This window comes from Kitasatospora sp. NPDC091335, assembly GCF_044757205.1.
Lineage (GTDB): Bacteria > Actinomycetota > Actinomycetes > Streptomycetales > Streptomycetaceae > Kitasatospora.
Genome location: NZ_JBIVUM010000011.1, coordinates 172,601 through 199,179, shown reverse-complemented (window position 1 = coordinate 199,179; position 26,579 = coordinate 172,601). Strand labels below are relative to the sequence as shown.

Annotated in this window: 23 protein-coding genes; 16 read left to right on the top strand and 7 right to left on the bottom strand. The window is 73.4% G+C overall.

Going from position 1 to position 26,579, the window contains the following annotated elements; translation table 11 throughout:
* The first annotated feature begins 51 nt into the window (after window positions 1-51).
* The 10 genes from allB (at window position 52) to ACIQOW_RS23775 (ending at window position 10,398) form a co-directional block, all read left to right on the top strand.
* Entirely contained in the window at window positions 52-1,437 is a 1,386-nt protein-coding gene (gene allB, locus ACIQOW_RS23820; protein WP_401088037.1) for an allantoinase AllB, read from the top strand.
* A gap of 10 nt (window positions 1,438-1,447) precedes the next feature.
* Window positions 1,448-2,659 (top strand): allantoicase, encoded by a 1,212-nt coding sequence (gene alc / locus ACIQOW_RS23815; protein ID WP_401088035.1) that lies wholly within the window; start codon window positions 1,448-1,450, stop codon window positions 2,657-2,659.
* A gap of 391 nt (window positions 2,660-3,050) precedes the next feature.
* A complete protein-coding gene (locus ACIQOW_RS23810) occupies window positions 3,051-3,830 on the top strand; it encodes an IclR family transcriptional regulator (protein WP_401088034.1) in 780 nt (259 codons plus the stop codon).
* Between the two features lie 228 nt (window positions 3,831-4,058).
* Window positions 4,059-4,976 carry a metal-dependent hydrolase gene (locus tag ACIQOW_RS23805; protein WP_401088032.1) on the top strand — a complete coding sequence of 306 codons (918 nt, stop codon included), beginning with the start codon at window positions 4,059-4,061 and terminating at the stop codon, window positions 4,974-4,976.
* A 179-nt stretch (window positions 4,977-5,155) separates the two neighbouring features.
* Window positions 5,156-6,247, top strand: coding sequence for a PDR/VanB family oxidoreductase (locus ACIQOW_RS23800; protein WP_401088030.1), 1,092 nt, complete (start codon window positions 5,156-5,158; stop codon window positions 6,245-6,247).
* Between the two features lie 10 nt (window positions 6,248-6,257).
* On the top strand, window positions 6,258-7,166 hold the full coding sequence (locus tag ACIQOW_RS23795; protein ID WP_401088028.1) for a M24 family metallopeptidase: 909 nt from the start codon (window positions 6,258-6,260) through the stop codon (window positions 7,164-7,166).
* The gene (locus ACIQOW_RS23790; protein WP_401088027.1) at window positions 7,163-8,995 is read left to right on the top strand and encodes an SDR family oxidoreductase; all 1,833 of its coding nucleotides are present in this window, start codon (window positions 7,163-7,165) and stop codon (window positions 8,993-8,995) included. Before ACIQOW_RS23795 ends, ACIQOW_RS23790 begins: the two co-directional genes overlap by 4 nt.
* A 94-nt stretch (window positions 8,996-9,089) precedes the next feature.
* Entirely contained in the window at window positions 9,090-9,287 is a 198-nt protein-coding gene (locus tag ACIQOW_RS23785; protein WP_401088025.1) for a type II toxin-antitoxin system VapB family antitoxin, read from the top strand.
* Window positions 9,280-9,696, top strand: coding sequence for a PIN domain nuclease (locus tag ACIQOW_RS23780; protein ID WP_401088023.1), 417 nt, complete (start codon window positions 9,280-9,282; stop codon window positions 9,694-9,696). The genes ACIQOW_RS23785 and ACIQOW_RS23780 overlap by 8 nt, the downstream gene beginning before the upstream one ends.
* An 81-nt stretch (window positions 9,697-9,777) precedes the next feature.
* Entirely contained in the window at window positions 9,778-10,398 is a 621-nt protein-coding gene (locus ACIQOW_RS23775; RefSeq protein WP_188300635.1) for a LysE family translocator, read from the top strand.
* Between the two features lie 57 nt (window positions 10,399-10,455).
* Here the strand turns inward: ACIQOW_RS23775 and ACIQOW_RS23770 are convergent, their stop codons facing one another.
* The 5 genes from ACIQOW_RS23770 to ACIQOW_RS23750 all read right to left on the bottom strand — a co-directional run bounded on the left by ACIQOW_RS23770 (window position 10,456) and on the right by ACIQOW_RS23750 (window position 16,004).
* Complete coding sequence (locus tag ACIQOW_RS23770; RefSeq protein WP_401088021.1) at window positions 10,456-10,749, bottom strand: hypothetical protein; 294 nt, start codon at window positions 10,747-10,749, stop codon at window positions 10,456-10,458.
* A 100-nt stretch (window positions 10,750-10,849) separates the two neighbouring features.
* A complete protein-coding gene (locus tag ACIQOW_RS23765) occupies window positions 10,850-12,046 on the bottom strand; it encodes an XdhC family protein (protein WP_401088019.1) in 1,197 nt (398 codons plus the stop codon).
* A gap of 222 nt (window positions 12,047-12,268) precedes the next feature.
* A complete protein-coding gene (pucD, locus tag ACIQOW_RS23760; RefSeq protein WP_401088017.1) occupies window positions 12,269-14,635 on the bottom strand; it encodes a xanthine dehydrogenase subunit D in 2,367 nt (788 codons plus the stop codon).
* Entirely contained in the window at window positions 14,632-15,120 is a 489-nt protein-coding gene (locus ACIQOW_RS23755; RefSeq protein ID WP_401088015.1) for a (2Fe-2S)-binding protein, read from the bottom strand. The genes pucD and ACIQOW_RS23755 overlap by 4 nt, the downstream gene beginning before the upstream one ends.
* Window positions 15,117-16,004 (bottom strand): FAD binding domain-containing protein, encoded by an 888-nt coding sequence (locus ACIQOW_RS23750; RefSeq protein ID WP_401088013.1) that lies wholly within the window; start codon window positions 16,002-16,004, stop codon window positions 15,117-15,119. Before ACIQOW_RS23750 ends, ACIQOW_RS23755 begins: the two co-directional genes overlap by 4 nt.
* 299 nt (window positions 16,005-16,303) lie before the next feature.
* Between ACIQOW_RS23750 and ACIQOW_RS23745 the strand changes: the two genes are divergently transcribed.
* Entirely contained in the window at window positions 16,304-17,911 is a 1,608-nt protein-coding gene (locus tag ACIQOW_RS23745; protein ID WP_401088011.1) for a PucR family transcriptional regulator, read from the top strand.
* 91 nt (window positions 17,912-18,002) lie between these two features.
* Here the strand turns inward: ACIQOW_RS23745 and ACIQOW_RS23740 are convergent, their stop codons facing one another.
* Window positions 18,003-19,136 carry an alpha/beta hydrolase gene (locus ACIQOW_RS23740; protein ID WP_401088009.1) on the bottom strand — a complete coding sequence of 378 codons (1,134 nt, stop codon included), beginning with the start codon at window positions 19,134-19,136 and terminating at the stop codon, window positions 18,003-18,005.
* 311 nt (window positions 19,137-19,447) lie between these two features.
* On the opposite strand from ACIQOW_RS23740, the gene ACIQOW_RS23735 reads away from it, so the two are divergent.
* From ACIQOW_RS23735 to ACIQOW_RS23720, 4 genes are read left to right on the top strand one after another with little or no spacing between them, the layout of a single operon-like run.
* Window positions 19,448-20,467 (top strand): sugar ABC transporter substrate-binding protein, encoded by a 1,020-nt coding sequence (locus ACIQOW_RS23735; protein WP_401088007.1) that lies wholly within the window; start codon window positions 19,448-19,450, stop codon window positions 20,465-20,467.
* The gene (locus tag ACIQOW_RS23730; protein WP_401088005.1) at window positions 20,464-21,510 is read left to right on the top strand and encodes an ABC transporter permease; all 1,047 of its coding nucleotides are present in this window, start codon (window positions 20,464-20,466) and stop codon (window positions 21,508-21,510) included. Before ACIQOW_RS23735 ends, ACIQOW_RS23730 begins: the two co-directional genes overlap by 4 nt.
* A complete protein-coding gene (locus tag ACIQOW_RS23725) occupies window positions 21,507-22,412 on the top strand; it encodes an ATP-binding cassette domain-containing protein (RefSeq protein WP_401088003.1) in 906 nt (301 codons plus the stop codon). Before ACIQOW_RS23730 ends, ACIQOW_RS23725 begins: the two co-directional genes overlap by 4 nt.
* On the top strand, window positions 22,409-23,515 hold the full coding sequence (locus tag ACIQOW_RS23720; RefSeq protein WP_401088000.1) for an ROK family glucokinase: 1,107 nt from the start codon (window positions 22,409-22,411) through the stop codon (window positions 23,513-23,515). The genes ACIQOW_RS23725 and ACIQOW_RS23720 overlap by 4 nt, the downstream gene beginning before the upstream one ends.
* Window positions 23,516-23,670: 155 nt before the next feature.
* Here ACIQOW_RS23720 and ACIQOW_RS23715 read toward each other — a convergent pair whose 3' ends face one another.
* Window positions 23,671-24,432: a hypothetical protein gene (locus ACIQOW_RS23715; protein ID WP_401087998.1), complete on the bottom strand. Its 762-nt coding sequence runs from the start codon at window positions 24,430-24,432 to the stop codon at window positions 23,671-23,673.
* A gap of 322 nt (window positions 24,433-24,754) precedes the next feature.
* On the opposite strand from ACIQOW_RS23715, the gene ggt reads away from it, so the two are divergent.
* The gene (gene ggt, locus ACIQOW_RS23710; RefSeq protein ID WP_401087996.1) at window positions 24,755-26,545 is read left to right on the top strand and encodes a gamma-glutamyltransferase; all 1,791 of its coding nucleotides are present in this window, start codon (window positions 24,755-24,757) and stop codon (window positions 26,543-26,545) included.
* Window positions 26,546-26,579: the final 34 nt, after the last annotated feature.

The following is a 26,579-nucleotide window of genomic DNA, read 5'->3' as shown; positions in this document are numbered from 1 at the left end:
GCCTCGACGCACCCCCGAACGCCCTCGACTCCCAGGTTCCGGAGGTCTCCCATGCCTTTCAGCCAGCCGACGGTGATCCGCTCCCGACGGGTGGTCCTGCCCGACGGCGAGCGCCCCGCTGACGTGCTGATCCGGGACGGGAAGATCGCCGGGACCGCTCCGCACGGCTCGCTCACGGCCGGCGAGGGCGACCTCGCCGACCTCGGCGACACGGCCCTGATGCCCGGCCTGGTCGACACCCACGTGCACGTCAACGAGCCCGGCCGCACCGAGTGGGAGGGCTTCGCCACCGCCACCCGGGCCGCCGCCGCCGGCGGCGTCACCACGATCGTCGACATGCCGCTCAACTCGGTCCCGCCCACCACCACGGTGGACGGCCTGGCGGTCAAGCGGAGGGCCGCCGAGCGTCAGGCCTGGGTCGACCTCGGGTTCTGGGGCGGCGCCGTCCCCGGCAACGTCGCGGACCTCGAACCGCTGTACCGGCAAGGCGTGTTCGGCTTCAAGAGCTTCCTCGCCCCCTCCGGAGTGGACGAGTTCCCGCACGTCGAGGCCGCCGGCCTGGAGGCCGCGCTGGCCGAGCAGGCCCGGATCGGGGCCCTGGCGATCATCCACGCCGAGGACCCGTCCGTGCTCGCCGCCGCCCCGCAGCAACCAGGCGTCCACTACCGGGACTTCCTGGCCTCCAGGCCCGCCGGCGCGGAGGCCGCGGCCGTCACCCGCCTGCTCGACACGGCCCGGCGCACCGGCGCCCGGGTGCACGTCCTGCACGTCTCCTCCGCCGCCGTGCTGCCGCTGCTGAGGCAGGCCCGCGAGGACGGCGTACGGGTGACCGCCGAGACCTGTCCGCACTACCTGACCCTCGCGGCCGAGCAGGTGCCGGACGGCGGCACCGCCTTCAAGTGCTGTCCGCCGATCCGTGACGAGTCCAACCGGGACGGGCTCTGGGAGGCTCTGGCGAACGGCGAGTTCACCGCCGTCGTCTCCGACCACTCGCCGTCCACCCCCGACCTGAAGCTGCTGCCCGAGTACGGCGGCAGCGGCGACTTCGCCGCCGCCTGGGGTGGCATCGCCTCGCTCCAGCTGGGCCTGCCGGCGGTCTGGACCGAGGCCCGCCGCCGCGGCCACGTCCTGGCCGACGTGGTGCGCTGGATGTCCTCGGGACCGGCCGGCCTGGTCGGTCTCACCGGCACCAAGGGCGCCATCGCCGCCGGGCACGACGCGGACCTGGTCGCCTTCGACCCCGACGACGGGTTCGCCGTCCGGGCGAGCGGGCTGCACCACCGCAACCCGGTGACCCCGTACGCGGGCCGGACCCTCACCGGCGTGGTGCGCACCACCTGGCTGCGCGGCCGCGAGGTGGACCTCGCGGCCCGTCCCTTCGGCCGGCAGCTCGTCCGGCCGCACTCCCGTCCCGCCACCCCGTCCGATCGCGTCTGAAGGAGAGTCAGTGACCACCGCCGACACCCCGAGTGCTTCCTTCACCGAGCTGGTCGACCTGGCCTCCCGACTGCTCGGCGCAGGAGTCGTCGCCACCAACGAGGACACCTTCGCGGACGCCGAGAACCTGCTGGTCGCCAGGCCGGCCGAGTTCCGCCCGCACACCTTCGGCCACAAGGGCCAGGTCATGGACGGCTGGGAGTCCAGGCGCCGCCGCGGCGTCTCCGCGGACCGGCCGCACCCCGCGGACGGGGACCACGACTGGGCGATCGTCCGGCTCGGCGCCGCCGGTGTGATCCGCGGCGTGATCGTGGACACCGCCCACTTCACCGGCAACCACCCGGAGTCCGCCTCGGTCGAGGCCGCGTCCGTGCCCGGCCACCCCTCGCCCGAGGAGCTCCAGGGCGCGGAGTGGACCACGATCGTGCCGCGCACCCCGCTGAAGGGCGACACCGCCCACGAGTTCGCCGTCGCGGACGGCACCCGCTACACCCACGTGCGGCTCGGCATGTTCCCGGACGGCGGCATCGCCCGGCTGCGGGTGCACGGCGAGGTGCTGCCCGACCCGCGCGACCTGGACGGCCTCACCTTCGACCTGGCCGCCCAGGAGTACGGCGGCGTGGCCGAGGCGGCGTCCGACCGCTACTTCTCCTCCCCGCACAACCTGAACGCTCCCGGTCGCGCTTCGGTCATGGGCGACGGCTGGGAGACCCGGCGCCGGCGCGACAAGGCCAACGACTGGGTGCGGATCGCCCTGGCCGGGGGCGGTGAGGTCCTGGCCGTCGAGGTGGACACCTCCTGCTTCGTCGCCAACGCCCCCGGCTGGGCCGACCTGCTGGGCTTCGACGCCTCGGCCGGGGCCGACCCGGCCGACGGCGAGTGGTTCGAACTCCTGCCCCGCACCCGGCTCCAGCCCGACACCCGGCACCGCTACCGGATCGACGCCGGCCGACAGGTGACCCACGTGCGCATCGACGTCCACCCGGACGGCGGCCTGGCCCGCCTCCGGCTCACCGGCCGCCTCACCGAGGCCGGGCTGGCGGCCCTCGCGCTGCGCTGGTTCGACGCCCTCCCGGCCGCCGAGGCCGCCGCGGCCCTCACCGCGGCCGGTCGCACCGCCGCCGAGGCCGCCGAACTGACCGCCGCCCGCCCGCTGGCGGACCCGTCCGCACCGGCCGCTCCGGCGGCGGCCACCGTGGTCCGGAGCCTGCTCGGCGGCTGACGGCGGCAGTGGACCGTCGCGCTTCCCGGCACGGGTCTCACGCGACGACGGCCCCTTGCGGAACCCGCCCGCTTCCACGCCACGGACGGGGAGCACGGCGCCCGCCTGGCGGTCGCCGTCGCCGGGCCGCGGGCGGGCGGCGGGAACCGACCCTCCCTTGGTGGCCGGTCCACCGCCCGCACCCGCCACCTCCACGGCCGCCGGGCTCGCTTGGGGATGGTGCCTTCCCCCCGGACGGTGGGGGAGGGGCCGTGCCGACGCCCCAGGTCGGGCGGTGGGACAGTACGGATTGTCCACGGATATGTACGGACGGCAGTCGTCCGGGCCGCCGGGTCGATAGGCTGGTGCGTGCCCGCGGTCGCTCCGTGGGGGGACATCGGAAGGGGACGACATGTCGACACCAGCCCCGGGTCGTCACGCCGCGCCGGACCAGGGCCCGGCGGGCCCGTTCACCTCCCTCCGGCACGCCCTCAGACTGCTGGAGGCGGTCGACCGTCACCCCGACGGCGCCACCCTGGTGGCCCTCGCCCGGGAGACCGCGCTCGGGCTGCCGACCGTGCGGCGGCTCGCCGAGATCCTGGAGGTCGAGGGCTATCTCCAGTGCCAGGACGGCGGTTGGCTGCTGGGCGGCACCTTCGCCCTGCTCGGGCAGCACAACCGCGAGCAGCTGGTGAAGGCCAGGCTCAACCGCAAGCTCGCCGAACTCCGGGACGAGTTGGGCGCCGCGGTGTACTTCAGTCGCTACCACGACGGCGAGTTGTCGGTGGAGGCGGTCTCGGCCGCCGACTACGCGCCGGCCGTCCAGGAGTGGGTGGACTTCCGGGCCGCCGCGCACGCCAGCGCGATCGGCAAGTGCCTGCTCAGCCAGCTGGACGCGGACGCCAGGCGCGACCACCTCTCCCGGCACCCGGTCGCCCGGCTCACCTCCCGCACCGTCACCGACGCCGACCAGCTGATGCACCGGCTGGAGCGGCAGCCGGCCACGGTGCCGGTGCTGGACATCCAGGAGTACGCGCTGGGCACGGTGTGCGCGGCTGTGCCGATCACCGCGGGCAGTACGGTCGGCTGCCTGGCCACCTCGATGCCGGCCGACGACGTCCACAAGCTGAAGGCCGCCGCCGAGTTGCTGGCGGCCAGGGCGGCGCCGCTGATGCTGGCGATGGCGGTCTGATCGCCGCCCGTCTCGGAGGGCCCCGTCGGACGCGTGTCGTCCGGCGGGGCCCTCGTGCTTTCCCGGCGTCCGGACTCCTGCCCCGCGGCGGAGTCCGCCCTGCGGGGGCCGGTGCGCCACTTATTAGACTCGATGTCGATAAGACTCGCCGAAACCCTTGTCCCCGCGACTACCCGCGAGTACGTTTCCCTGAGTCGAGCCGCCGCCCCCAGGTCAGGAGGGCCTGCCATGCCCCGTTCCACCCCCGTCCCCGCCCTCGCCGCCCCCGCCGCGCGCGTGCACGACGGACTCGTCCTGGAGCCGCGGGACGTCCGTTTCGACTGGGCCGGGCTGCCGCTGCACTGGATCCCGGACGAGCCCATGGCCACCCACGTCATCAACGTGCTGCACCTGCTGCTGCCCGAGGGGGAGCGGTGGTTCGTCAAGGTGTTCAAGGAGGCGCTGCCGCTCATCCGGGACGAGCAACTGCGCGAGGAGGTCCTCGGGTTCATCGGGCAGGAGGCCATCCACGCCGAGGCGCACCAGGAGGTCCTCGACCACCTGCTCGGCCAGGGGCTCGACCCGCGGCCGTACGTCCGGCAGGTCTCCTGGCTGTTCCGGCGCGTCCTCGGCGACAAGCCGGGGCTGACGTCCGCCCAGCGGCGGGAGAACGTCATCGAGCGGGTCGCCTTCATCGCGGCGATCGAGCACTTCACCGCCTTCCTCGGCAACTGGGCGCTCAACTCGCCCGGCCTGGACCGGGCCAAGGCCGACCCGACGATGCTGGACCTGCTGCGCTGGCACGGCGCGGAGGAGGTCGAGCACCGCAGCGTCGCCTACGACCTGATGGTGCACCTGGACCCGGGGTACCTGCGCCGGGTGCGCGGGATGGCGATCTCCGGGCCGCTGCTGGTCCACCTCTGGGTGCGCGGCGCCCGCTTCCTGCTCGCCGCCGATCCCACCCTGGAGGGGCGGCTCAGGCCCAGCTGGCGGGAGGCCGGCCGGATCGCGAAGCGCGGACTGCTGCCGGACCCGGTCAAGTCGTTCCGCTCCGGGCTGCGCTACCTGCGGCCGGGCTACCACCCGACCCAGGAGGGCTCGTCCAGTCAGGCGCTGGGCTACCTCGCCACCTCCCCGGCCGCCCGGGCGGCCGCCGGGCGCGGGTGACGGGCGACGTGTGACGGAGTTCAGCGAACAGAAAACATCATCTGTTCGCTGAACTCTGTCTGCTGAAATCTGTTCGCTGAAATCTGTTCGCTGAACCCCGCCACCCGAACCCCGCCACCCGACCCCTGCCGCCCGTCAGCCGTTCCCCGCCCGCTCCCGATGCCCAAGGACCCCGCCGGATGGATCTGCGCACCCCGCCCCCCGACCTCTACGGCCGACCCCGAGCCGACGGTTTCATGCGCCGGCTCACCGTCTTCGGCGACCGCTACTCCCCGGCCCTCGGCGGCCCGCTGCTGCGCCGCAACCCCCGCCGCCCGCTCAGCCGCCCCACCCCGCCGCTCCAGCTGGTCGTCGCCGAACGCCGCCGACTGGCCGACGACGTCGTCGAGTTGCGGCTCACCGACCCCTCCGGCGGCCCGCTGCCCGGCTGGCAGCCCGGCGCCCACCTGCGCCTCGCCCTGCCCTCGGGGCGCGAACGCCACTACTCCCTCAGCGGCGACCCGGCCGAGGGCACCGCCTACCGCATCGCCGTCCGGCGGCTGCCCGAGGGCGGCGGCGGGTCCGTCGAGGTCCACGACGTCCTGCACCCCGGCACCCGGATCACCGCCCGCCGCCCGCGCAACGGCTTCGCCTTCTGCGCCGAGCCCGCCGTCCTCCTGCTGGCCGGCGGCATCGGCATCACCCCGCTGCTGCCGATGGCCCGCGAGGCACAGCGGCACGGCCTGGACTGGCGCCTGGTGCACGTCGGCCGCAGCGCCGACACCCTCCCGTACACGGACGAGCTGCGCGCCCTCGATCCGCGCCGGGTCGTGCTGCGCACCGACGACGAGCACGGCGGCGTCCCCACCGGCGCCGAACTGCTCGCCCACGCCCCGCGCGGCGCCGCCGTCTACTGCTGCGGTCCGGCCCCGATGCTCACCGCCGTGCAGCGCGCCCTGGACGGGTCCCCGGCCGCCTCCCTGCACTTCGAGCGCTTCGGCGCCGCGCCCGTGACCGGCGGCGAGCCGTTCACCGTACGCCTGGGCGCGGAAGGACCTGTCCTCGACGTCCCCGCCGACCGCTCCGCCCTGGACGTGCTGCGCGAGGCCCGCCCCGACCTCCCGTACTCCTGCCACCAGGGTTTCTGCGGCACCTGCGAGGTCCGCGTGCTGGCCGGCTCGCCCGACCACAGGGACCGCCGCCTCACCTCCGAACAGCGCGCCGCCGGCGCCCTGCTGCCCTGCGTCTCCCGGGCCGCCGAGGGCGAGACCCTCGTGCTCGACGTCCAGTAAGGAGCCCTCCATGGCGAAAGCGATGCCCGCCTTCCGCTACACCGAGCGCGACCTCGCCCGCTTCCGCGGGACCCAGCAACTTGCCTACCACTGTGCCGAACAGGTCGCCGCCTGGATCGAACCCGGTGTCACCGAGCGGCAGGCCACCGCCGAGCTGCGCCGCCGCCTGGTCGCCGCCGGGGTGCAGGACTTCTTCCACGTCCCCTTCGCCTGGTTCGGCGACCGGACGGCGTTCCGGCACTTCCACACCCCGCTCCAGTTCTTCGCCGGCAACCGCCGGCTGGAGGAGGGCATGCCGTACGTGCTGGACTGCGCGCCCGTGGTGGACGGCTACACCGCCGACATCGGATACGGCGGCAAGGTCGGCGAGAACCGGGTCTGGGACCGCCTGGCCGCCGACCTGAAGGTCTACCGCGAGCTGATCCTCGACGAGGTGCGGGCCCGCAAGCCGCTCGCCGAGGTGTACGCGGCGGTGGACGCCCAGCTCGCCGCGCACGGCTACGACAACCGCCACCAGGTCTACCCGGGCCGGGTGATCGGTCATCAGGTCACCCGCAACACGGCGCGCGGCCCGGCCGGGGTGAACGTGTTCGGCTTCGGCGTGCGCACCCTCCAGACCCTCGGCCGCGAACTCATCTCCGAGCGGCTGCACGGCCGTTCGCCGCTCTGGGCGGACGGCCGCTCGTCCCGGCACGCGCCCACCCCCGGCCTGTGGGCGGTCGAGCCGCACATCGCGTTCCGGGGCGTGGGCATCAAGTTCGAGGAACTGCTGGTGGTCACCGACGACGACGCCCACTGGCTCGACGACGACCTGCCGCACGTCCGCCGCTGGACCACCACCAGCGAGCAGACTGTCGTCGAGCCGACCGCCGCCGAGCGGACCGCCGACGAGCCGACCACCCTGGAGGCCACCCGATGACGCCCGCACCGACGCCCCCGCCGACGCCCCCGACGAGGCCCTCGGCAACGCCCTCGACCACGCCTTCACCCGCGCTCTCGAAGGCGCTCTCGAAGGCGATCCCGACGGCGCCCCCGGTCCGCCGCAGGACCGTCCGCTCCGGCGGCCTCCCGCTCGCCGTCTTCGAACAGGGCGACCCGGCCGCCCCCACCGTCCTCCTCGTGCACGGCTACCCCGACACCCACGCCGTCTGGGACGACATCGCCGCCGACCTCGCCCGCGACCACCACGTGGTCCGCTACGACGTGCGCGGCGCCGGCGAGTCCGGCGCTCCCGCCGACCGGTCCGGCTACCTCCTGGAGCGGCTCGCCGAGGACCTGTTCGCCGTCGCCGACGCCGTCAGCCCGGACCGCCCGGTGCACCTGCTCGCCCACGACTGGGGCTCGATCCAGTCCTGGGAGGCCGTCACCGCACCCGGCGCCGAGCACCGGATCGCCTCGTACACCACCCTGTCCGGCCCCAGCCTGGACCACATGGGCCACTGGCTGCGCCACCGGCTGCGCCGTCCCACCCCGCGCCACCTGGGGCAGCTGCTGCACCAGGGCCTGCACTCCTGGTACATCACCGCCTTCCACCTGCCCTACCTCGCCCCCGGCATCTGGCGCCTCGGCCTCGCCCGGGCCTGGCCGCGGGTGCTGCGCGACCTGGAGCACGTCACCCCGCGCGCCGACCACCCGCAGCCCACCCTGCGCCGCGACGCGGTCCGCGGCATCGAGCTGTACCGGGCCAACTTCCGCCCCACCCTGGGCAGTCCGCGCGAGCGGCCGACCGAGGTGCCGGTCCAGCTGATCACCCTCACCCGGGACAGGTACGTCGGCACCTACCTCTCCGAGGGGCTGGAGCGCTGGGTGCCCGAGCTGACCCGCAGGACGCTGCACGCCGGCCACTGGTCGGCGCTGCTGGAGAAGGGAGCCACCGTGGCCGGTCTGGTCCGCGAGTTCACCGCCCGCGTCGACGAGGGGCGGGCACGCCCGGCCGAGGACGACGGCCGGCTGGTCGTGGTCACCGGTGGCGGCAGCGGCATCGGCCGGGCCACCGCGCTCGCCTTCGCCGAGGACGGCGCCCGGGTGGTGGTCTGCGACCTCGACCTCGCGGCCGCCGAGCGCACCGCCGAACTTGCCTCGCTGATCGGCCCGAAGGCCCACGCCTACCGGGTGGACGTCTCGGACGGGGCCGCCGTGGACGCCTTCGCGCAGACCGTCGCCGCCGAGCACGGGGTGCCCGACGTGATGGTCAACAACGCGGGCATCGGCCACTCCGGGACCTTCCTCCAGACCACCGAGAAGGAGTGGCAGCGGGTCCTGGACGTCAACCTCTGGGGCGTGATCCACGGCTGCCGCGCCTTCGGCACCCTGATGGCCGACCGCGGCCAGGGCGGCCACATCGTCAACGTCTCCTCCGCCGCGGCCTACCTGCCCTCCAAGGCGCTCACCGCCTACGCCACCAGCAAGGCCGCGGTGTTCATGCTCTCCGACTGCCTGCGCGCCGAGTTCACCGGCCACGGCATCGGCGTCTCCACCATCTGCCCCGGCATCGTCAACACCAACATCACCCGCACCTCCACCTTCTCCGCGACCAGCGCCACCGAGCAGGCCGCCAAGCAGGCCCGCGCCGCCAGGCTCTACGCCCGCCGCGGCTTCCCGCCGGAGAAGGTCGCCGCCGCCATCCTCACCGCCGTCCGCACCGGCAGGTCCGTCGTCCCCGTCACCCCCGAGGCCAAGGTCGCCCGTTTCCTCTCCCGTCTCAGCCCCGGCCTCCTCCGCCTCGCCGCCCGCCTCAACATCACCTGACCGGTGAACACCGCCTGATCGGGCCATGCGGGCCCGCGATATCAAGTACTCTCGAACTTGATATCGCAGGCCCGCTCCGCTTGGGAGGCCGACCATGGCCCGTACCGTGATAGACGTCAACGACGAACTGCTGGCCGAGGCCGCCGAGATCTTCGGCACGACGACCAAGGTCGCCACCGTCAACGCTGCCCTTGAGGATGCGGTGAAGCGCCGGAAGGGCCGGGAGTTCCTCGACTGGCTTGCCGAGGGCGGGTTGCCCGATCTCACCGGGCCGGTGGAAAAGGGTGAGTGAGCGCTTTCTGATCGACAAGTCGGCCTTCGCGCGCTATGCCAAGCCGACGGTCCGGGCCGTGGTCAAGCGGCTGTTCAATGAGGGGCGACTTGCGCTCTGTGGCGCCGTCGAGCTGGAAATCATGCACAGTGCCCGGTCCAAGGCCGACGCCCTTCAGATTCGGGAAGGCCTCAGCGGCTTCAACTGGCTGTCCACACCCGACGAGGTGTGGGACCGGGCCATCGAGGTGCAAGCACTCCTGACCGCCTCCGGCACTTGGCGGGCGCTGTCGGTCCCGGACCTCGTCATCGCGGCCACCGCTGAGCGGCACGGCGCCACCGTGCTGCACTACGACGGTGACTACGACATGATCGCCGCCGTCACCGGCCAGCCGACCGAGTGGGTCGTCCCTCCCGGTTCGGCCGACTGACCCGGGGCGGGCCGCCGCCCGTCCGGTTGCCGGGCGGCCGGCCGGCGAGGGCGCTCAGGGGCTGTGAGAGCATCGAGGCCCATGGAGATGACAACGGCCCTGTGGTCCTTCGCCCTCGTCGTGGGGCTGCTCACGCTCACCCCCGGACTCGACACCGCGCTGGTCCTGCGGACGTCGGCGCTGGGGCACCGGCGGCAGGCGTGGGGGGTCGTGCTGGGAATCCAGACCGGGACGCTGCTCTGGGGGACGCTGACCTCGGCCGGGGTGACGGCACTGCTGACCGCCTCGCAGACGGCGTACGAGATCCTGCGCTGGGCGGGCGCGGCCTACCTGGTGTGGATGGGCATCGGGATGCTCCGCGACCGGGGTGGCAAGGCGGCGGTCGAGGAGGAGCCGGAGGACGGCGGCTTCGCGCACGGCTGGCGGCGGGGCACGCTCACCAACCTGCTGAACCCCAAGGTCGGGGTCTTCTACGTGGCCGTGCTGCCGCAGTTCATCCCGGCCTCCGCCCCGCACTTCGCCGCCGGTGTGGCGCTGACCTGCGTCCACGTCGTGGAGGGCCTGCTCTGGTCGACGGTCCTGGTGGGTTTCGCCCAGGTGCTGCGCGGGTGGCTGCGCCGGCCGGCCGCCCGGCGGCTGATGGACCGGGTGACCGGCGCGGTCGTGGTGGGCTTCGGCGTGAAGCTGGCACTGGGCGACTGAGACGAGCGGGCCTGAACGCCCGGGAGGCGCGATCCGGCAGGGCTGCCGGCAGCTGCCTCAGTGGTCGAGCCGCTTCAGCCCCTCCACCAGTTCGTCGGCGTTCATGCAGAGGTGGATGTCGACGGTGGCGTTGAGCTGTAGCCAGAACGGCTCCGCGAGGGACGGTATCGAGGCCTCGTCCGCCACGTCGACGACGAGGATCATGCCTCGGTGCCCGTTGCGGCTGAGGAAGTAGGCCGCCTCCGGCTTGAGTTGGGCGAGGGTCTGCTGGATCGCCTCGTTGATCGTTCCATCGGTGATGAGCTTGTTCGAGGTCGCGGTGTCGAGTTCGACCTCCAGCAGGGCACGCATGATCCCTGCTCCTTCCCCGGGCTCGGGGTGAGTCCGCGACTCCAGCCTCCCCCGGCCCCGGTGGCCACGCAACGTGAGCGGCGCGGGAGCCCGATCCCGCTCAGGCCGCGTGGGGACGGGGAGTTGGGCCGCCCGCCGCGTCACTCTCCGTCTCCGTTCGCGACACGTCGTGGTGGATCGGCCCGTCCGAGGCGCTCAGCGGGAGGCAGCCGCCGCCACGCCGGTGGGCGATGATCTCGGCCGCGACCGAGACCGCCGTCTCCTCCGGGGTGCGCGAGCCGAGGTCCAGGCCGATCGGGGAGCGCAGCCGGGCCAGTTCGGCCTCGGTGAGCCCCGCCTCGCGCAGCCGCGCCTCGCGCTCCCGGTGGGTGCGGCGCGAGCCCATCGCGCCGACGTAGCCGACCGGCAGCCGCAGGGCGCGCTCCAGCAGCGGGATGTCGAACTTGGCGTCGTGGGTGAGCACGCACAGCACGGTGCGGCCGTCCATCCGGTCGAGCTGGGAGTCCAGGTAGCGGTGCGGCCAGTCGACCACCACCTCGTCGGCCTCGAGGAAGCGGCGGGCGGTGGCGAAGACCGGCCGGGCGTCGCAGACGGTCACGCGGTAGCCCAGGAACCTGCCGATCCGCACCACCGCGGCCGCGAAGTCGATCGCCCCGAACACCAGCATCCGGGGTGCGGGCACGTACGACTCGACGAAGCAGGTGACGGTGCCCTGCCCGTGCTCGTCGCAGGGGCGTCCGTCCAGGCCGAGCACGAGCCGGCCGGTGCGCCCGGCCTCCAGCATCGCCCGGGCCTGCGCGACGACGGCCCGCTCCAGTCCGCCGACCGTGGACGGCGCGGGGGAGAGCGCGCCGGCGACGCCGTCGGCGGTGACCGCCAGCGCGGCCCCGACCAGCGCGCCGGGCCCGGCGATCACCCGGGTGAGCGCCACCGGCGTGCCGTCCGCGATGTGCGCGATCCCGGCGTCCAGTCCGGCGTCGGTGCCGGGCACCACCGGCTGGACGAACACGTCCAGGGCTCCGCCGCAGGTCAGGCCGACCGCGAAGGCGTCCTCGTCGCTGTATCCGAAGCGCTCCAGTGCCGGCTCGCCGCTCGCGATCGCGGCCTGACACAGCTCGTACACCGCGCCCTCGACGCACCCGCCGGAGACGCTGCCGACCGCCTCGCCGTCCGCGTCCACGGCCAGCGCCGCCCCGGGGTCGCGCGGAGCGCTGCCGGAGACGCCGACCACGGTGGCCACGGCGAAGGAGCGCCCGGACGCGTGCCAGGCCCGCAACTGCTCGGCGATGTCCTGCATGGGGAGGCTCCTTACACGGTTTCGACAGTAGCGGGGGGCGCCGCCGTACGGGAAACGATCCCGTACGGCGGCGGTGGCGCCCGAATCCGCGATGGGCCCCCGGCGTGGACAGGACAGGACAGGACGTGGCCAGGACAGGAGCAGAGCAGGACAAGGCCGGACAGGAGCAGAGCAGGACAGGAGAGGACAGGGCAGGGCCTCGGGAAGTGCCGACCGGCGGACTCAGCCCGGACGTTCGGTGGTCAGGTGCTCCGGCCGGACCGGGATCCGGTTGAGCGCCAGCCCGGTGGCGTTGCGGATGGCCGCCACGATGGACGGCGTCGCCGAGACGGTCGGCGCCTCGCCGACCCCGCGCAGCCCGTACGGCGCGTTGGGGTCGGGCAGTTCGAGCAGTTCCACCGGGATCGGCGGGGTGTCCAGGATGGTGGGGATCAGGTAGTCGGTGAAGGAGGCGTTGCGCACCCTGCCGTCCCGCACGATGATCTCCTCCATCACCGCGAGGCCCAGCGCCTGGGTGCAGCCGCCCTGGATCTGGCCGACCACGGAGAGCGGGTTGAGCGCCTTGCCGACGTCCTGGACGGCGGTCAGCTCGACCACCTTGACCAGGCCCAGCTCCACGTCCACGTCCACCACCGCGCGGTTGGCGCAGAAGGTGTACTGGACGTGGCCGAAGCCCTGGCCGGTCTCCTTGTCGAAGGGCTGGGTGGGCCGGTGGCGGTACTCGCGGGTGAGGTCGATGGTCTCGTCGCCGAGCAGGTCCGCCATGGGGACCAGCACACCGGCGTGCTCCGAGACCACCTTCCCGCCGGCCAGCGCCAGGTCGTCGTGGGTCCAGCCGTAGCGCCGGCGGCCGCGGTCGAACAGTTCCCGGCGCACCGCCTCGGCGGCCACCTTGACCGCGCCGCCGGTCATGTACGTCTGGCGCGAGGCCGAGGTCGAACCGGCCGACCCCACCTCGGTGTTCGCCGGCTGGATGGTGACCTGCTCGACGCCCAGCTCGGTGCGGGCGATCTGGGCGTGCACCGTGACGCCGCCCTGGCCGACCTCGGCCATCGCGGTGTGCACCGTGGCGACCGGCTCGCCGCCGATCACCTCCAGCCGCACCCGGGCGGTGGAGTAGTCGTCGAAGCCCTCGGAGAAGCCGACGTTCTTGATGCCGACCGAGTAGCCGACGCCGCGGACGATCCCCTCGCCGTGCGAGGTGTTGGACAGCGCGCCGGGCAGCCGGCGCGGGTCGGGGTGCTCGGTGTCCAGCGGTGGCGGCAGCGGCATCTCCTTGGCCCGCCGCAGCAGTTCGGCCACCGGCGCGGGCGCGTCGATCTCCTGTCCTGTGGGCATCCGGTCGCCCTGCCGGACGGCGTTGAGCTGCCGCAACTCCACCGGGTCCATGCCCAGTTCGGCGGCCAGCCGGTCCATCTGCGACTCGTAGCCGAACGCCGCCTGCACCGCGCCGAAGCCGCGCATCGCCCCGCAGGACGGGTTGTTGCTGTACAGCGCGAGGGCGTGCATCCGCACGTTCGGGATCACGTACGGGCCGTGCCCGAGCGAGGCCGCGTTGCCGACCACGGCGGGGGAGGAGGAGGCGTACGCGCCGCCGTCCAGCACGATCCGGCAGTCGGCGAAGACCAGCCTGCCGTCCCGGGTGGCGCCGTGCTCGTAGTGCATCCTCGCCGGGTGGCGGTGGACGTGGCCGAAGAAGGACTCGTCCCTGGAGTAGACGATCTTGACCGGTCTGCCGGTGCGCTGGGCCAGCAGGCAGGCGTGGATCTGCATCGACAGGTCCTCGCGGCCGCCGAACGCGCCGCCGACGCCGGCCAGGGTGAGCCTGATCTTCTCCTCCGGCAGGCCGAGCACCGGCGCCATCTGCTTCCGGTCGACGTGCAGCCACTGGGTGGCGATGTAGAGGTCGATGCCGCCGTCCTCGGCGGGCACCGCGAGGCCCGACTCCGGGCCGAGGAAGGCCTGGTCCTGCATGCCGACCTCGTAGTCGCCGCTGACGACCACGTCCGCCAGCGCCCGCACCTCGTCGGTCACGCCGAGGCCGGAGACCAGCCGCTGCTCGTGGCAGATGTTGCCGTGGGCATGGGACTTGTACTCGTGCGGCTCGTGCACGTACCCGTACGTCCCCGGGTCCAGGCACTGCTCCTCGGTGACGATCGGGGTGAGCACCTCGTACTCGACGGCGATCCGCCGCGCCGCGCGGCGGGCCGTCTCCGGGTGGTCGGCGGCGACCAGCGCGACCGCCTCGCCGTGGTACCGGATCCGGTCGACGGCCAGGGCCGGCTGGTCCTGGATCTCCAGGCCGTAGTACTTCGATCCCGGGATGTCCTCGTGTGTCAGCACCGCGTACACCCCGGGCACCGTGAGCGCCTCGGAGACGTCCACCGAGAGGATGTTCGCCCGGGGGTGCGGCGAGCGCAGCGCCGTGCCCCAGAGCATGTCCTCGTGCCACAGGTCGGAGGAGTAGGCGAACTCGCCCCTGACCTTCAGGTGGCCGTCCGGGCGCAGCGACGAGCCGCCGACGCCGTCCTTGGACGCCTGGTTGATGTCCTGGAGGTTCTTCTGCCCCTGGATCGTCCGTGCGTTCACCGCGCACCGGCCTTCCCCGCGCACGTGCGGGCCGAGGCCAGCCGCACCGCGTCCATGATCTTCTCGTAGCCGGTGCAGCGGCACAGGTTGCCGGACAGCGCCTCGCGGATGTCGTCGTCGCCCGGCCGCGGGTCCTCCGCCAGCAGCGCGTCGGTCTGCACCAGCAGCCCGGGCGTGCAGAAGCCGCACTGGACGGCGCCCGCGTCGACGAACGCCTGCTGGACCAGGCCGAGTTCGCCGTCCGGCCCGCTCAGGCCCTCGACCGTGCGGACCTCGCGGTCCTGCGCCTGTCCGGCCGCGACCAGGCAGGCGCAGACCGGGACGCCGTCCAGGTAGACCGTGCAGGAGCCGCACTCGCCCTGCTCGCAGGCGTTCTTCGAGCCCGGCAGGCCGACCCGCTCGCGCAGCACGTACAGCAGGCTCTCGCCCTCCCACACGTCGTCGGCCTCGACCGGCCTGCCGTTGGCGGTGAACGTGACCCTCATCCCGCGCTCCTGATCTGCTTGCCGTAGTCGTTCCAGGTCCAGGTGAGGGTGCGGCGGGCCATCACGGCGAGCGCGTGCCGGCGGTAGTCGGCGGTGCCCCTGACGTCGTCGATCGGCGAGGCCGCGGCCTGCACCAGTTCGCCGAAGCGCCGGACGACCTCGGCGCCCAGCAGCTCGCCCGACTCCCACAGGCCGCGCTCGGCGAGCACCTCCCGGAGGTACTCCTCGGCCTCGACGGCCCGGCGCGGGGTGGGGGCGGCCGAACCGATGCCGGTGCCGACGGTTCCGTTCCGGGGGTGCAGCGCGAAGCCGAACGCGCAGACCGCGATCACCATGGCGTTGCGGGTGCCGATCTTGGAGAACTGCTGCGGCCCGTCCGCCACCGGGATGCGCACGGCCCGGATCAGCTCGTCGGCCTCCAGGCAGTTGCGCTTCACTCCCGTGTAGAAGTCGTCGATCGGGATCAGCCGGGTGCCGCGCACCGAGGCCGCCTCGACGGACACGTCCCGTCCGGCCGCCAGCAGGGCCGGGTGCGCGTCGCCGGCCGGGGAGGCCGCGCCGAGGTTGCCGCCGACGCTGCCGCGGTTGCGGATCTGCGGCGAGCCGACGGTGCGGGCCGCCAGCGCCAGCCCGGGCAGCGGGCCGGACAGCTCCGTGATGATCCGGGCGTACGGGACGGCGGCTCCGAGCCTGACGACGCTGCCGTCGTTCGACCATTCGGCGAGTCCGGTGACGCGGTTCAGGTCGAGGATCGCGGATGGCCGACGCACGTCGAAGTTCAGCTCGACCATGACGTCCGTGCCGCCGGAGATCGGCAGCGCGGTCGGGTTCCCGGCCTTCGCCGCGAGCGCCTCGTCCCAGGTGGTGGGCCGAAGGAACTCCATGCGGGTTTCTCCTCAAGTCGTCGCCCGCCGGGCGCCCGGCGGAGTGTCGCCCAGTGAACCCCTGTGACGAGGCCCACCGGCAGTCACCGATGGCATGAAGCCCCGGCGGTGAGCCTGCCCGGCATCCTGTACGTTCCTCTAAGGAGGAGAGCCTCGCAGCCCAGGTGTTCGCCGGGTACCACTGACGACCGTAATCCGGCCGTGGTGCGCGAGCCACGGAACCGGGCACACTCCCGCTCGGTCAGGTCCTATCGTTACCCCTTCGTCCCTCCCCCCAAGCCCCGTTAAGGAGTCCGCGGATGCGTGTCCGTGACCTGCTCGCCCCCGGTGCCCCGCGACTGCGCCTGCTCGCGGCCGAGGAAGAGCTGGACCGGCAGGTCAGCGGCGTGATGACGACGGACCTCCAGGACCCGGGCCGCTATCTGCACGGCGGCGAACTGGTGCTCACCGGCATGCTCTGGCGCACCGTCCCGGCCGATTCGGAGCGCTTCGTCCGGACCCTCGCGGCCGGCGGCGCGGTGGCCCTGGCGGCCGGCGAGGCCGAGGTCGGCCCGGTGCCGGAGGACCTGGTCGAGGCCTGCCGCAGGCACCGGATGCCACTGCTGGCCGTCCCCGACGACATCGCCTTCGGCACCGTCACCGAGTTCATCGGCCGCCAGGTCTCGGCCGACCGCGCCGCCGACCTCGCGGCCCTGGTCGACCGGCACCGCCTGCTGGTCTCGGCGGCCGGCGGCGGCGGACTGGACGCCGTCCTGGACCTGCTCGGCGGCGACCTCGACCTGGACTGCTGGGTGCTCACCCCGACCGGCGCGGTGATCGCCGGCCCCGTCGACCGGCTCTCCGCCCAGGACCGCGACCAGCTGGTGCGTGCCCATCTCGCCGCCCAGCGCCAGCGCCGCCGCCCCCCGCACCGGGCCCGGCTGGCGGCCGGCTCCTACTCGCTGCTTCCCGCCCCCGCCTCCGCCGAGCAGGAGACACCGCAGGCCGGCACCGTGCTGGCCGACTGGGTGCTGGTGGTGGCCGGCGACGTCACCGAGTGGACCACCAAGCGCCAGCAGCTCGCCGAGAACCTGGCCCGGCTGGTCGCCGCCGAGCGCCACCGTCGCGACGAGGGCCGCCGGCTGCGCCGCCGCCTCGCCGACGAGCTGCTCGCCCTGCTGCGCCGCGACGCCGACCCGGCCGAGATCAGCCGCACCCTGTACGCCTCCTCGGCGATGGCCGCCCGCTACGAGAGCCCCGAGTCCAAGTCCCCGGCGGAGGAGGACTCCTGGCTGGTGCTCAGCGCCGAGGGCACCGGTCTGCCCGAGGGCGCCGTACGGGCCGTGCTGGAGGAGGCGCTCGGCGGCACCACCGACCGCGCCCTGGTCGCCGGGACGGGCGCCGGCGCCGTGGTGGTGCTGCCCGTGCCGGACGGCCCGGTGCCCGCCGACGTCCTGCGCGGACTGCTCGCCCCGCTGGAGGCCGGGCTCGGTTCGGAGGGCCGGATCACCCTCGGCGTCTCCGCCCCCGCCGCCGGGGCCGGCGGTCTGCGCGGCGCCCTGGAGGAGGCCAGGCACGCCCGCCGGATCGCCGCCTCCAGGGTCGGCCGGGTCTGCGTCGCGGGCCCCGAGGAGCTGGCCTCGCACGTGCTGCTGCTGGCCGCCGTCCCGGACGAGGTGCGCCGCGCCTTCCGCGGCCGGCTGCTGGACAAGGTGATCGCGTACGACCTGGAGCACCAGGCGGACCTGGTCCGCACCCTGGAGGCCTTCCTGCGCTCGGACGGCTCCTGGACCCGCTGCGCCGCGCAGCTGCACGTCCACGTGAACACCCTGCGGTACCGGATCGGCCGGATCGAGGAGCTGACCGGGCGTGACCTCTCCCGGCTGGAGGACCGGGTGGACTTCTACCTGGCGCTGGAGCTGGCCTGAGGGAAGGGCCGGTTCCCGGGCCAGGGCCGGGACGAACGCGAGGGCCCGCCGCGACCACGGTCGCGGCGGGCCCTTCCCGTACGGTCGTGCGCTACTGCGCCGGGATGATCGAGGTCAGCCACTGGAAGGCGCCGGGGACCATCTTCTTCCACTGCTCGGTGGTGTGCGGTCCGCTGCCCTCCTCGACCTGGACGGTGGTCGGGGCCTTGGCCGCGCCGCGGATCGCCTCGCCGTCCTCGTAGCCGTCGCCCTTGGAGCCGCTGATCAGCAGGGCGACCTTCGGCGGCTGCGGGGCGGCCTTCAGGATGTTGACCGGGTTGTTGGCCTCGCGCAGCTTCGGGTCCTTGCCGACCAGCGAGTCCCTCTCGTTCGCCGGGTCGTTGTAGCCGGACATCGCGATGCCGGCCCGGTACCGGTTGGGGTGCGCCAGCGACAGCTTGGCCGCGCAGTGCGCGCCGGCCGAGTAGCCGGCGATCGCCCAGCGGTCCGCCGACGGGTCGGCGCGGAAGTTGTCCAGCACCATCTGCGGGACGTCACGGGTGAGCCAGGCGTCGGCGTTGATCTTGCCGGGGATGTCGGTGCACCCCGCGTCCTGGCTGCTGCCGAGCAGCAGGGTCCGCGGCGAGACCAGGATGAACGGGGCGACCTTGCCCTGCTGCATCAGCGGCTTGAGCTGCTCGGAGACCTTGAGCGTGCCGTACCAGGTGGAGGAGGAGCCGGGGAAGCCCGGGATCAGCTCGACCACGGGGAACTTCTTGTCCTTGAAGGCGGGGTCGTTGTACTGCGGGGGCAGCCAGACCAGCACCTCGCCGTCGACCCCGGAGACCTGGCCCTTGAGTTCGGTCTTCTGCACGTCGCCGGGGACGGCCGGGTCGTTCACGCCGCCGAAGCTCTGCTTGATCTTCGGCGGCTCCTTGGCCGCGTCGGCGCTGTGGCCGGGGGCGGTGGCGGCCGGGTCCACCGGTGCCACCGTGGGCACCGCTCGGACGTGGTCGCCGGTGCCCAGCAGGTCATCCCAGTTGCCGTAGATCAGGTTGGCGTTGTTGACCATCACGAAGACCATCACGACGGCCGTGACCTGGCAGAACATGATCATGACGATCCGGGTGAGGTACCGTACCGGCTGCGGGCCCCCGACCTTCCCCCAGAACAGCAGCGCCACTGTGATGGACACCGGCACCAGGATGACGGTGAGGATGAAGAATGGCGTACCTGTCAGTTCCATCGAGTTCTCGTATCCGGCTCGCACGCCGCCCGGGCCCCACTCGCCCGAACGCACGTCAATGGCTTCAGACGGTGCAGAGCCGATGATCGGTTGCCGTCTGAATCTGTGCGGAACCTGAGAGGAACATCACTTTCTTGTGATGAACCCCTTCGGATCGGCGCCTAGTCTGCCACTCGGACAGATGTCGTCCGGACCAGATGTTCAGCGAACTACCAGGAAAGGTCCCCCGGGGGCACCTTACCTCCCAGGCCGTTCGGGCTGCCGGGCGAGGCGGTGCGATCGCGCACGGACCGGGCAGGGAGACTATGGGGATGAGCATCACCCGCTTTCGCCCGTCCCGCCGCTTCTGGCCCGTCTGCGCCGTCCTGGCCGTCGCGGTCACTGCGGCCGGTTGCAGCAGTACCGGAGGCAGACGCGCCGAGGAGGCCCGCGCCAAGGCCGCGGCCACCGGCGGCAGCGCCGTCACCACCCCGCGCTGGAAGGTCGCCATGGTGACCCACGCCGGAGCCGGCGACGCCTTCTGGGACACTGTTCGCAAGGGCGCCGAGCAGGCCGCCGCCAAGGACAACATCACCTTCCTGTACTCCAACGACGCGCAGACCCAGAACCAGGTCCAGCTCGTCCAGGCCGCCATCGACCAGAAGGTCGACGGCCTGCTGGTCACCCTCGCCAAGGGCGACGCCATGGCCGACGTCCTCGGCAAGGCCAAGGCCGCCGGCATCCCCGTGATCACCGTCAACTCCGGCCAGGAGTTCTCGCAGAAGTTCGGCGCCCTCACCCACATCGGCCAGGACGAGTCCACCGCCGGCCAGGCGGCCGGCGCCGAGCTTGCCTCGCGCGGCCGCAAGAACGTGCTCTGCGTGATCCACGAGCAGGGCAACGTCGGCCAGGAGCAGCGCTGCTCCGGCGCCCAGTCCAAGGCCGGCGGCGCCTTCCAGGTGCTCTACGTCAACGGCGTCGACATGCCCGACGCCCGCGCCGCGATCTCCGCCAAGCTCCAGGCCGACCCGGCCATCGACACGGTGCTCACCCTGTCGGGCCCGATGGCCGCCACCGGCCTCCAGGCCGTCCAGGACGCCCGCCGCGACGTCGAGCTGGACACCTTCGACCTGGGCACGCAGGTGGTGTCCGGGCTCAAGTCCGGCAGCGTCGGGTTCGCCGTCGACCAGCAGCCCTACCTCCAGGGCTACACCGGCGTCGACCTGCTCTGGCTGTACAAGTACAACCTGAACATGCTCGGCGGCGGCCGGCCCGTCGAGACCGGCCCGCAGATCCTGACCAAGGACGACGCCGACGCGCTCGCCGAGTACGTCGCGAGGGGGACCAGGTGAGCAGCCCCGACCTCCTCGCCAGGGACGGCCTCCTGGACGGCCGCCCGGCGGCCCTGCGCCGGCTCCTCGCCCGCCCCGAGCTGGGCGCGCTGATCGCCGCCGCCGCGGTGTTCGTGGTCTTCGCCGTCGTCGCCGAGCCCTTCCTGCGGGTCTCCTCGCTGGGCACCGTGCTGTACGCGGCCTCCACCATCGGGATCATGGCGGTGCCGGTCTCGCTGCTGATGATCGGCGGCGAGTTCGACCTCTCGGCCGGCGTGCTGGTCACCACCGCCGCGCTGACCTCCTCGATGGTCTCGTACCAGCTCACCGCGGTGACCTGGGTCGGCGTGCTGGTCTCGCTGGCGACCACGCTGGCGATCGGCTGGTTCAACGGCTGGATGCTCGGCCGCACCAAGCTGCCCAGCTTCATCGTCACGCTCGGCACCTTCCTGATGCTGACCGGCGCCAACCTGGGCGTCACCAAGGCGATCTCCGGCACCGTCTCCACCAAGTCGATCGCCGACATGGAGGGGTACGCCGCCTGCCGCTGGCTGTTCGCCTCCGAGGTGAACATCGGCGGGCTGACGGTCAAGGCCACCGTCTGGTGGTGGCTCGGCCTGCTCGCGGTCGGCAGCTGGGTGCTGCTGCGCACCCGCTTCGGCAACTGGATCTTCGCGGTCGGCGGTGACGCGGACGCGGCCCGCGCGGTCGGCGTGCCGGTCGCCCGCACGAAGACCCTGCTCTATCTGGGCGTCGGCTTCGGCGCCTGGGTGCTCGGCCAGCACCTGCTGTTCTCCTTCGACACCGTGCAGTCCGGCGAGGGCGTCGGCAACGAGCTGATCTACATCGTCGCGGCCGTCATCGGCGGCTGCCTGATCACCGGCGGCTACGGCTCGGTGGCCGGTTCGGCGCTCGGCGCGCTGATCTTCGGCATGGTCAGCAAGGGGATCATCTACGCCCAGTGGAACCCGGACTGGTTCAAGTTCTTCCTCGGTGCGATGCTGCTGCTGGCCGCACTGCTGAACGCCTACGTCAAGCGCCGGGCCGAACGGGGGCCGCGATGAGCACCGAGTTTTCGACGAGCGCCGAACCGGCGGGCACCGAACTGCTCGCCCTCGAAGGCGTCGGCAAGAGCTACGGCACCGTCCGGGCGCTCCAGGACGTCTCGCTGACCCTGCGGGCCGGCGAGATCAGCTGCGTGCTCGGCGACAACGGGGCCGGAAAGTCCACCCTGATCAAGATCATCGCGGGGCTGCACCGGCACGACGAGGGCCGCTACACCGTGGCCGGCGAGGAGGTCCGCCTCGACTCCCCGCGCCAGGCCCTGGACCGGGGCATCGCCACCGTCTACCAGGACCTCGCGGTCGTCCCGCTGATGCCGGTGTGGCGCAACTTCTTCCTCGGCTCCGAGCGCGGCACCCGCCGCTGGGGCGGCCTGCGGCTGGACGCGGACGGCATGCGCGCCACCACCCGCGAGGCGCTCGCGAAGATGGGCATCGACCTGCCCGACGTCGACCGGCCGATCGGCACCCTCTCCGGCGGGCAGCGCCAGTGCGTGGCGATCGCCCGCGCGGTGCACTTCGGCGCCAAGGTGCTGATCCTGGACGAGCCCACCGCCGCGCTCGGCGTCAAGCAGTCCGGGGTGGTCCTCAAGTACGTCACCGCCGCCCGCGACGCCGGGCTCGGGGTCGTGCTGATCACCCACAACCCGCACCACGCGTACCTGGTCGGCGACCACTTCACCCTGCTCAAGCGCGGCCGGATGGCGGGCAGCCATCCGCGGGCCGAGATCGGGCTGGAGCAGCTCACCACCGAGATGGCGGGCGGCTCCGACCTCGCCGAGCTCTCGCACGAGCTGGCCCGGCCCTCCGTTCCCGAGGCCGGTGGTCCCGGCTCCGGTGGTCCCGACCGCGTTGATCCAGATCCCGTCGATCCAGACCCCCGTGAGGAGCGTCCGAAGCCGTGACGAGCTCCCAGGGCAGCACCAGGCCGCCCGTCCTGCCCACCCTGCTCGGCCTCGGCCCGCGCGCCGAGCGCCGCCGTCGCGCGCTGCCCGCCGGGATACTGCGGCTGCCCACCATCGGCGTCGACATCGGCGGCACCAAGGTGGTCGCCGGGGTGGTGGACGGCGAGGGCAAGGTGCTGGAGAAGCTGCGCACCGACACGCCGCACAAGAGCAAGAGCGCCAAGGTGGTCGAGGACGTCATCGTCGAGCTGGTGCTCCAGCTCGCCGACCGGCACGACGTGCACGCCGTGGGCATCGGCGCGGCCGGCTGGGTGGACGCCGAGCGTTCCAGGGTGCTGTTCGCCCCGCACCTCAACTGGCGCAACGAGCCGCTCCAGGAGGCGCTCAGCGAGCGGCTGCGGTTCCCGGTGATCGTGGAGAACGACGCCAACGCGGCCGCCTGGGCCGAGTGGCGCTTCGGCGCCGGGCGCGGCGAGGACCACATGGTGATGCTCACCCTGGGCACCGGCATCGGCGGCGCGGTGGTCAGGGACGGCTACGTGGACCGCGGCAAGTACGGCCTGGCGGGCGAGTTCGGGCACATGCAGGTGGTGCCCGGCGGGCATCGCTGCCCGTGCGGCAACCGCGGCTGCTGGGAGCAGTACTCCTCGGGCAACGCGCTGGTGCGCGACGCGCGCGAACTGGTCGCGGAGGAGTCGCCGGTGGTGCAGCAGCTGCTGTCCCGGGCGGGCGGCGCGGTCGAGGGCATCACGGGGCCGCTGGTCACCGAGGCCGCCCAGGACGGGGACCCGACCGCCACCGAGCTGCTGTACGAGGTCGGCACCTGGCTCGGCGTCGGCATCGCCAACCTGGCCGCCGCACTGGATCCGGGCCGGTTCGTCATCGGCGGCGGGGTCTCGGAGGCGGGCGACCTGCTGCTCGGGCCGGCCAGGGACACCTTCCGCCGCACCCTCACCGGGCGCGGCTTCCGGCCGGAGGCCAGCATCGTGCACGCCGCCCTCGGCAACGAGGCCGGCCTGGTCGGCGCGGCCGACCTGGCCCGGCAGGTGGCGCGGCGCTTCCGGACGATCAAGCGGCGCCGGGTGGAGCGCAGCGCGCTGTAGCGGGGCCCGGGAGCTCGGGCTCCCGCTGAAGGCGCCGGGGAAACGAACGGCCGACAGCCGACAGCCGACAACTTTCAGCGAACAGATTTCATCATCTGTTCGCTGAAAGCTGTTCGCTGTCGGCTGTTCCCCTTCCGGGGCCATGTCGCGCCGGGTCAGCCGGCCGACTTCCAGCGGTCGCGGCCGTCACTGCCGGGGCCGCAGACCATCGGGGTGCCCTTGCTGGTCACGCCGGTCGCGCCGGCCGGTGAGCAGAAGGAGCCCGGGTGGACCGTTCCGGCGGAGCCGCCGCCCGAGCCGGAGGCACCCGAGCCGGACCCGCCGGACGTGGAGCTTCCCGAACCGCTGCCACCCGAGGTCGAGCCCCCCGAGGTCGAGCTTCCCGAGCCGGAGCCACCCGACGTCGAGCCGCTGCCATCGCCGGTGCCCGAGCCGGTGGTGCCCGAGCCTCCGGAGCCCGAACCGGTGGTGCCGGAGCCGCCGGTGCCTGAGCCGCCGGTCCCCGAACCGGTGGGGTGCGTGGCGGCCGGTGCGGTGGGCCTGGGCGCCGCCGGGGCGGGCTGTTCGGCGTGGGTCGGCGGAGCCTGGGCCGGCGCGGGCGGTTCCGGGGCGGGTGTGGCCGCCGGGGTCTCGACGGGTCCGGGCGGCTGGGTCGGCGTCGGATCCGGCGTCGGTTCCGACGTGGGCGTCGGGCTCGCCGACGGCGTCTCGGTGGCGGACGGGCTCACCGTGGCCACCACCGGGGCCGGCGCGGGGGTCTGGTCGGCGGGCTTGGGGTTGATGACCGCGCCGATCCACACCAGGCTGCAGAACGCCGCCACCACGGTGCTGGTGATCTTGCGCCAGCGCGGCCTGGGCCAGCTCCAGGCGATCGCGAAGGCCGCGAACGGGAAGACCAGGAAGCTGGCGGCGTGCACCGCCCGGTGCTGCCACCAGGGGCGGTGCGGGGGAGTCGCCGGCAGCTGGGGCGGCAGGGGCGGGGGAGGCGGCGGATGCACGGAGGAGCTGCGCCCTTCTTGTGGTGGGTTCGTGGTGAGCCCGCTCACCGTATATGGATCACATAAGGACATGATCGCGTACGTCGGGAATCGACTCCGGAACGTGACCTCGGGCCTTCGGTCTCCCCGGGCCCCCGATTCCTCCGATCCGTCAACTACCGGTTGGTAGCGGCGCGGGGTGGTTGTCGGATCATCTCTCCTGTGGAACAACTGAGTTGACGTCGACTCAGGAGGAACTCGGATGAGGGCACCGGCCCGTCTCGCACCACCGCTGCTGCTCGCCACCGCGCTGGTCTGGTCCAGTGTCGGGCCGGCCGGGGCCGCGGCCCCGCCGTCGAAGGTGCCCGAGGCGGTGGGCTGGGGCGGAGCGGTGGCCACCGTGGACGCCGACGCCACCGCCGCCGGGATCGAGGTGCTGCGCGACGGCGGCAACGCGGTGGACGCGGCCGTCGCCGCCGCCGCGGCCCTCGGGGTCACCGAGCCGTACTCCTCCGGCGTCGGCGGCGGCGGGTACTTCGTCTACTACGACCACGCCACCGGCCGGGTGCACACCATCGACGGCCGCGAGACCGCGGGCCGCACCGCGGACACCGGGCTGTTCCTGGAGGACGGCAAACCGCTGGCCTTCGCCGACGCCGTCACCAGCGGCCTGTCCGTCGGCGTCCCCGGCACCCCCGCCACCTGGGACGCGGCCCTGCGCCACTGGGGCAGCCGCTCCCTGGCCATGAACCTCGAACCGGCCGAACGGATCGCCGAGCGCGGCTTCGTCGTGGACGGCACCTTCCACAAGCAGACCGCCGACAACTACGCCCGGTTCAAGGACTTCCCGGCCACCGCCGGGATCTTCCTGCCGAACGGCAAGCCCCCCGAGGTCGGCAGCGTGCTGCGCAACCCCGACCTCGCCGCCACCTACCGGCTGCTCGCCAAGGACGGCGTCAAGGCCTTCTACCAGGGCGAGTTGGCCGGGGACATCGCCAACACCGTGCAGCACCCGCCGGTCGACCCGGCCTCCGCCCGCAACGCCCGCCCCGGCAAGGTCGACACCACCGACCTCGCCGACTACCGGGTCCGCGACCAGGCGCCCACCCACGTCTCCCACGGCGCCTACGACGTCTACGGGATCGCCCCCTCCAGCTCCGGCGGGACCACCACCGGCGAGGCGCTCAACATCCTGGAGGACGGCGGCGACGTCCCGGCGTACAGCAGCACCCAGTACTACCACCACTTCCTGGAGGCCTCCCGGATCTCCTTCGCCGACCGCAACCGCTGGGTCGGCGACCCGGCCTTCAACGACGTCCCCACCAGGCAACTGCTCTCCGAGCGCTACGCCGCCTCCCGGGCCTGCCTGATCAGCCCCGACCACGCGCTCACCAGCCCGCTCGCCCCCGGCGACCCGCGCCACCCGGCGCCCTGCGCCGACACCGGCCAGGCCGTCGGCGAGTCGTACGAGGGCCCCAACACCACCCACCTCACGGTCGCCGACCGCTGGGGCAACATCGTCTCCTACACGCTCACCATCGAGCAGACCGGCGGCAGCGGCATCACCGTCCCCGGCCGGGGCTTCCTGCTCAACAACGAGCTGACGGACTTCGACTTCGCCCCGATCGCCCCCGGCGTCCCCGACCCCAACCTGCCGGGCCCGGGCAAGCGGCCGCGCTCCTCGATCTCCCCGACCATCGTGCTGCGCGACGGCGAGCCGCTGCTCGCCACCGGCAGCCCCGGCGGCGCGACCATCATCACCACCACCCTCCAGGTGCTGCTCGGCCGGCTCGACCGGGGTCTGAGCCTGGAGCAGGCCATCGCCGCGCCGCGCGCCAGCCAGCGCAACACCGCGGTGACCCAGGCCGAGCCCGCCTTCCTGGCACTGCCCGAGCGGGCCGCGCTGGAGGGCCTCGGGCACGCCTTCGCCGACGCCGGCGAGATCGGCGCCGCCACCGGTGTGGAGCGGCTGCCGGACGGGCGCTGGGTGGCCGCCGCCGAACCGGTGCGGCGCGGCGGCGGCTCGGCCGCGGTGGTCAGGCCCGCGCCCTGACCGGACCGGCCTGTCGGTGCCGGACGGTATGTTC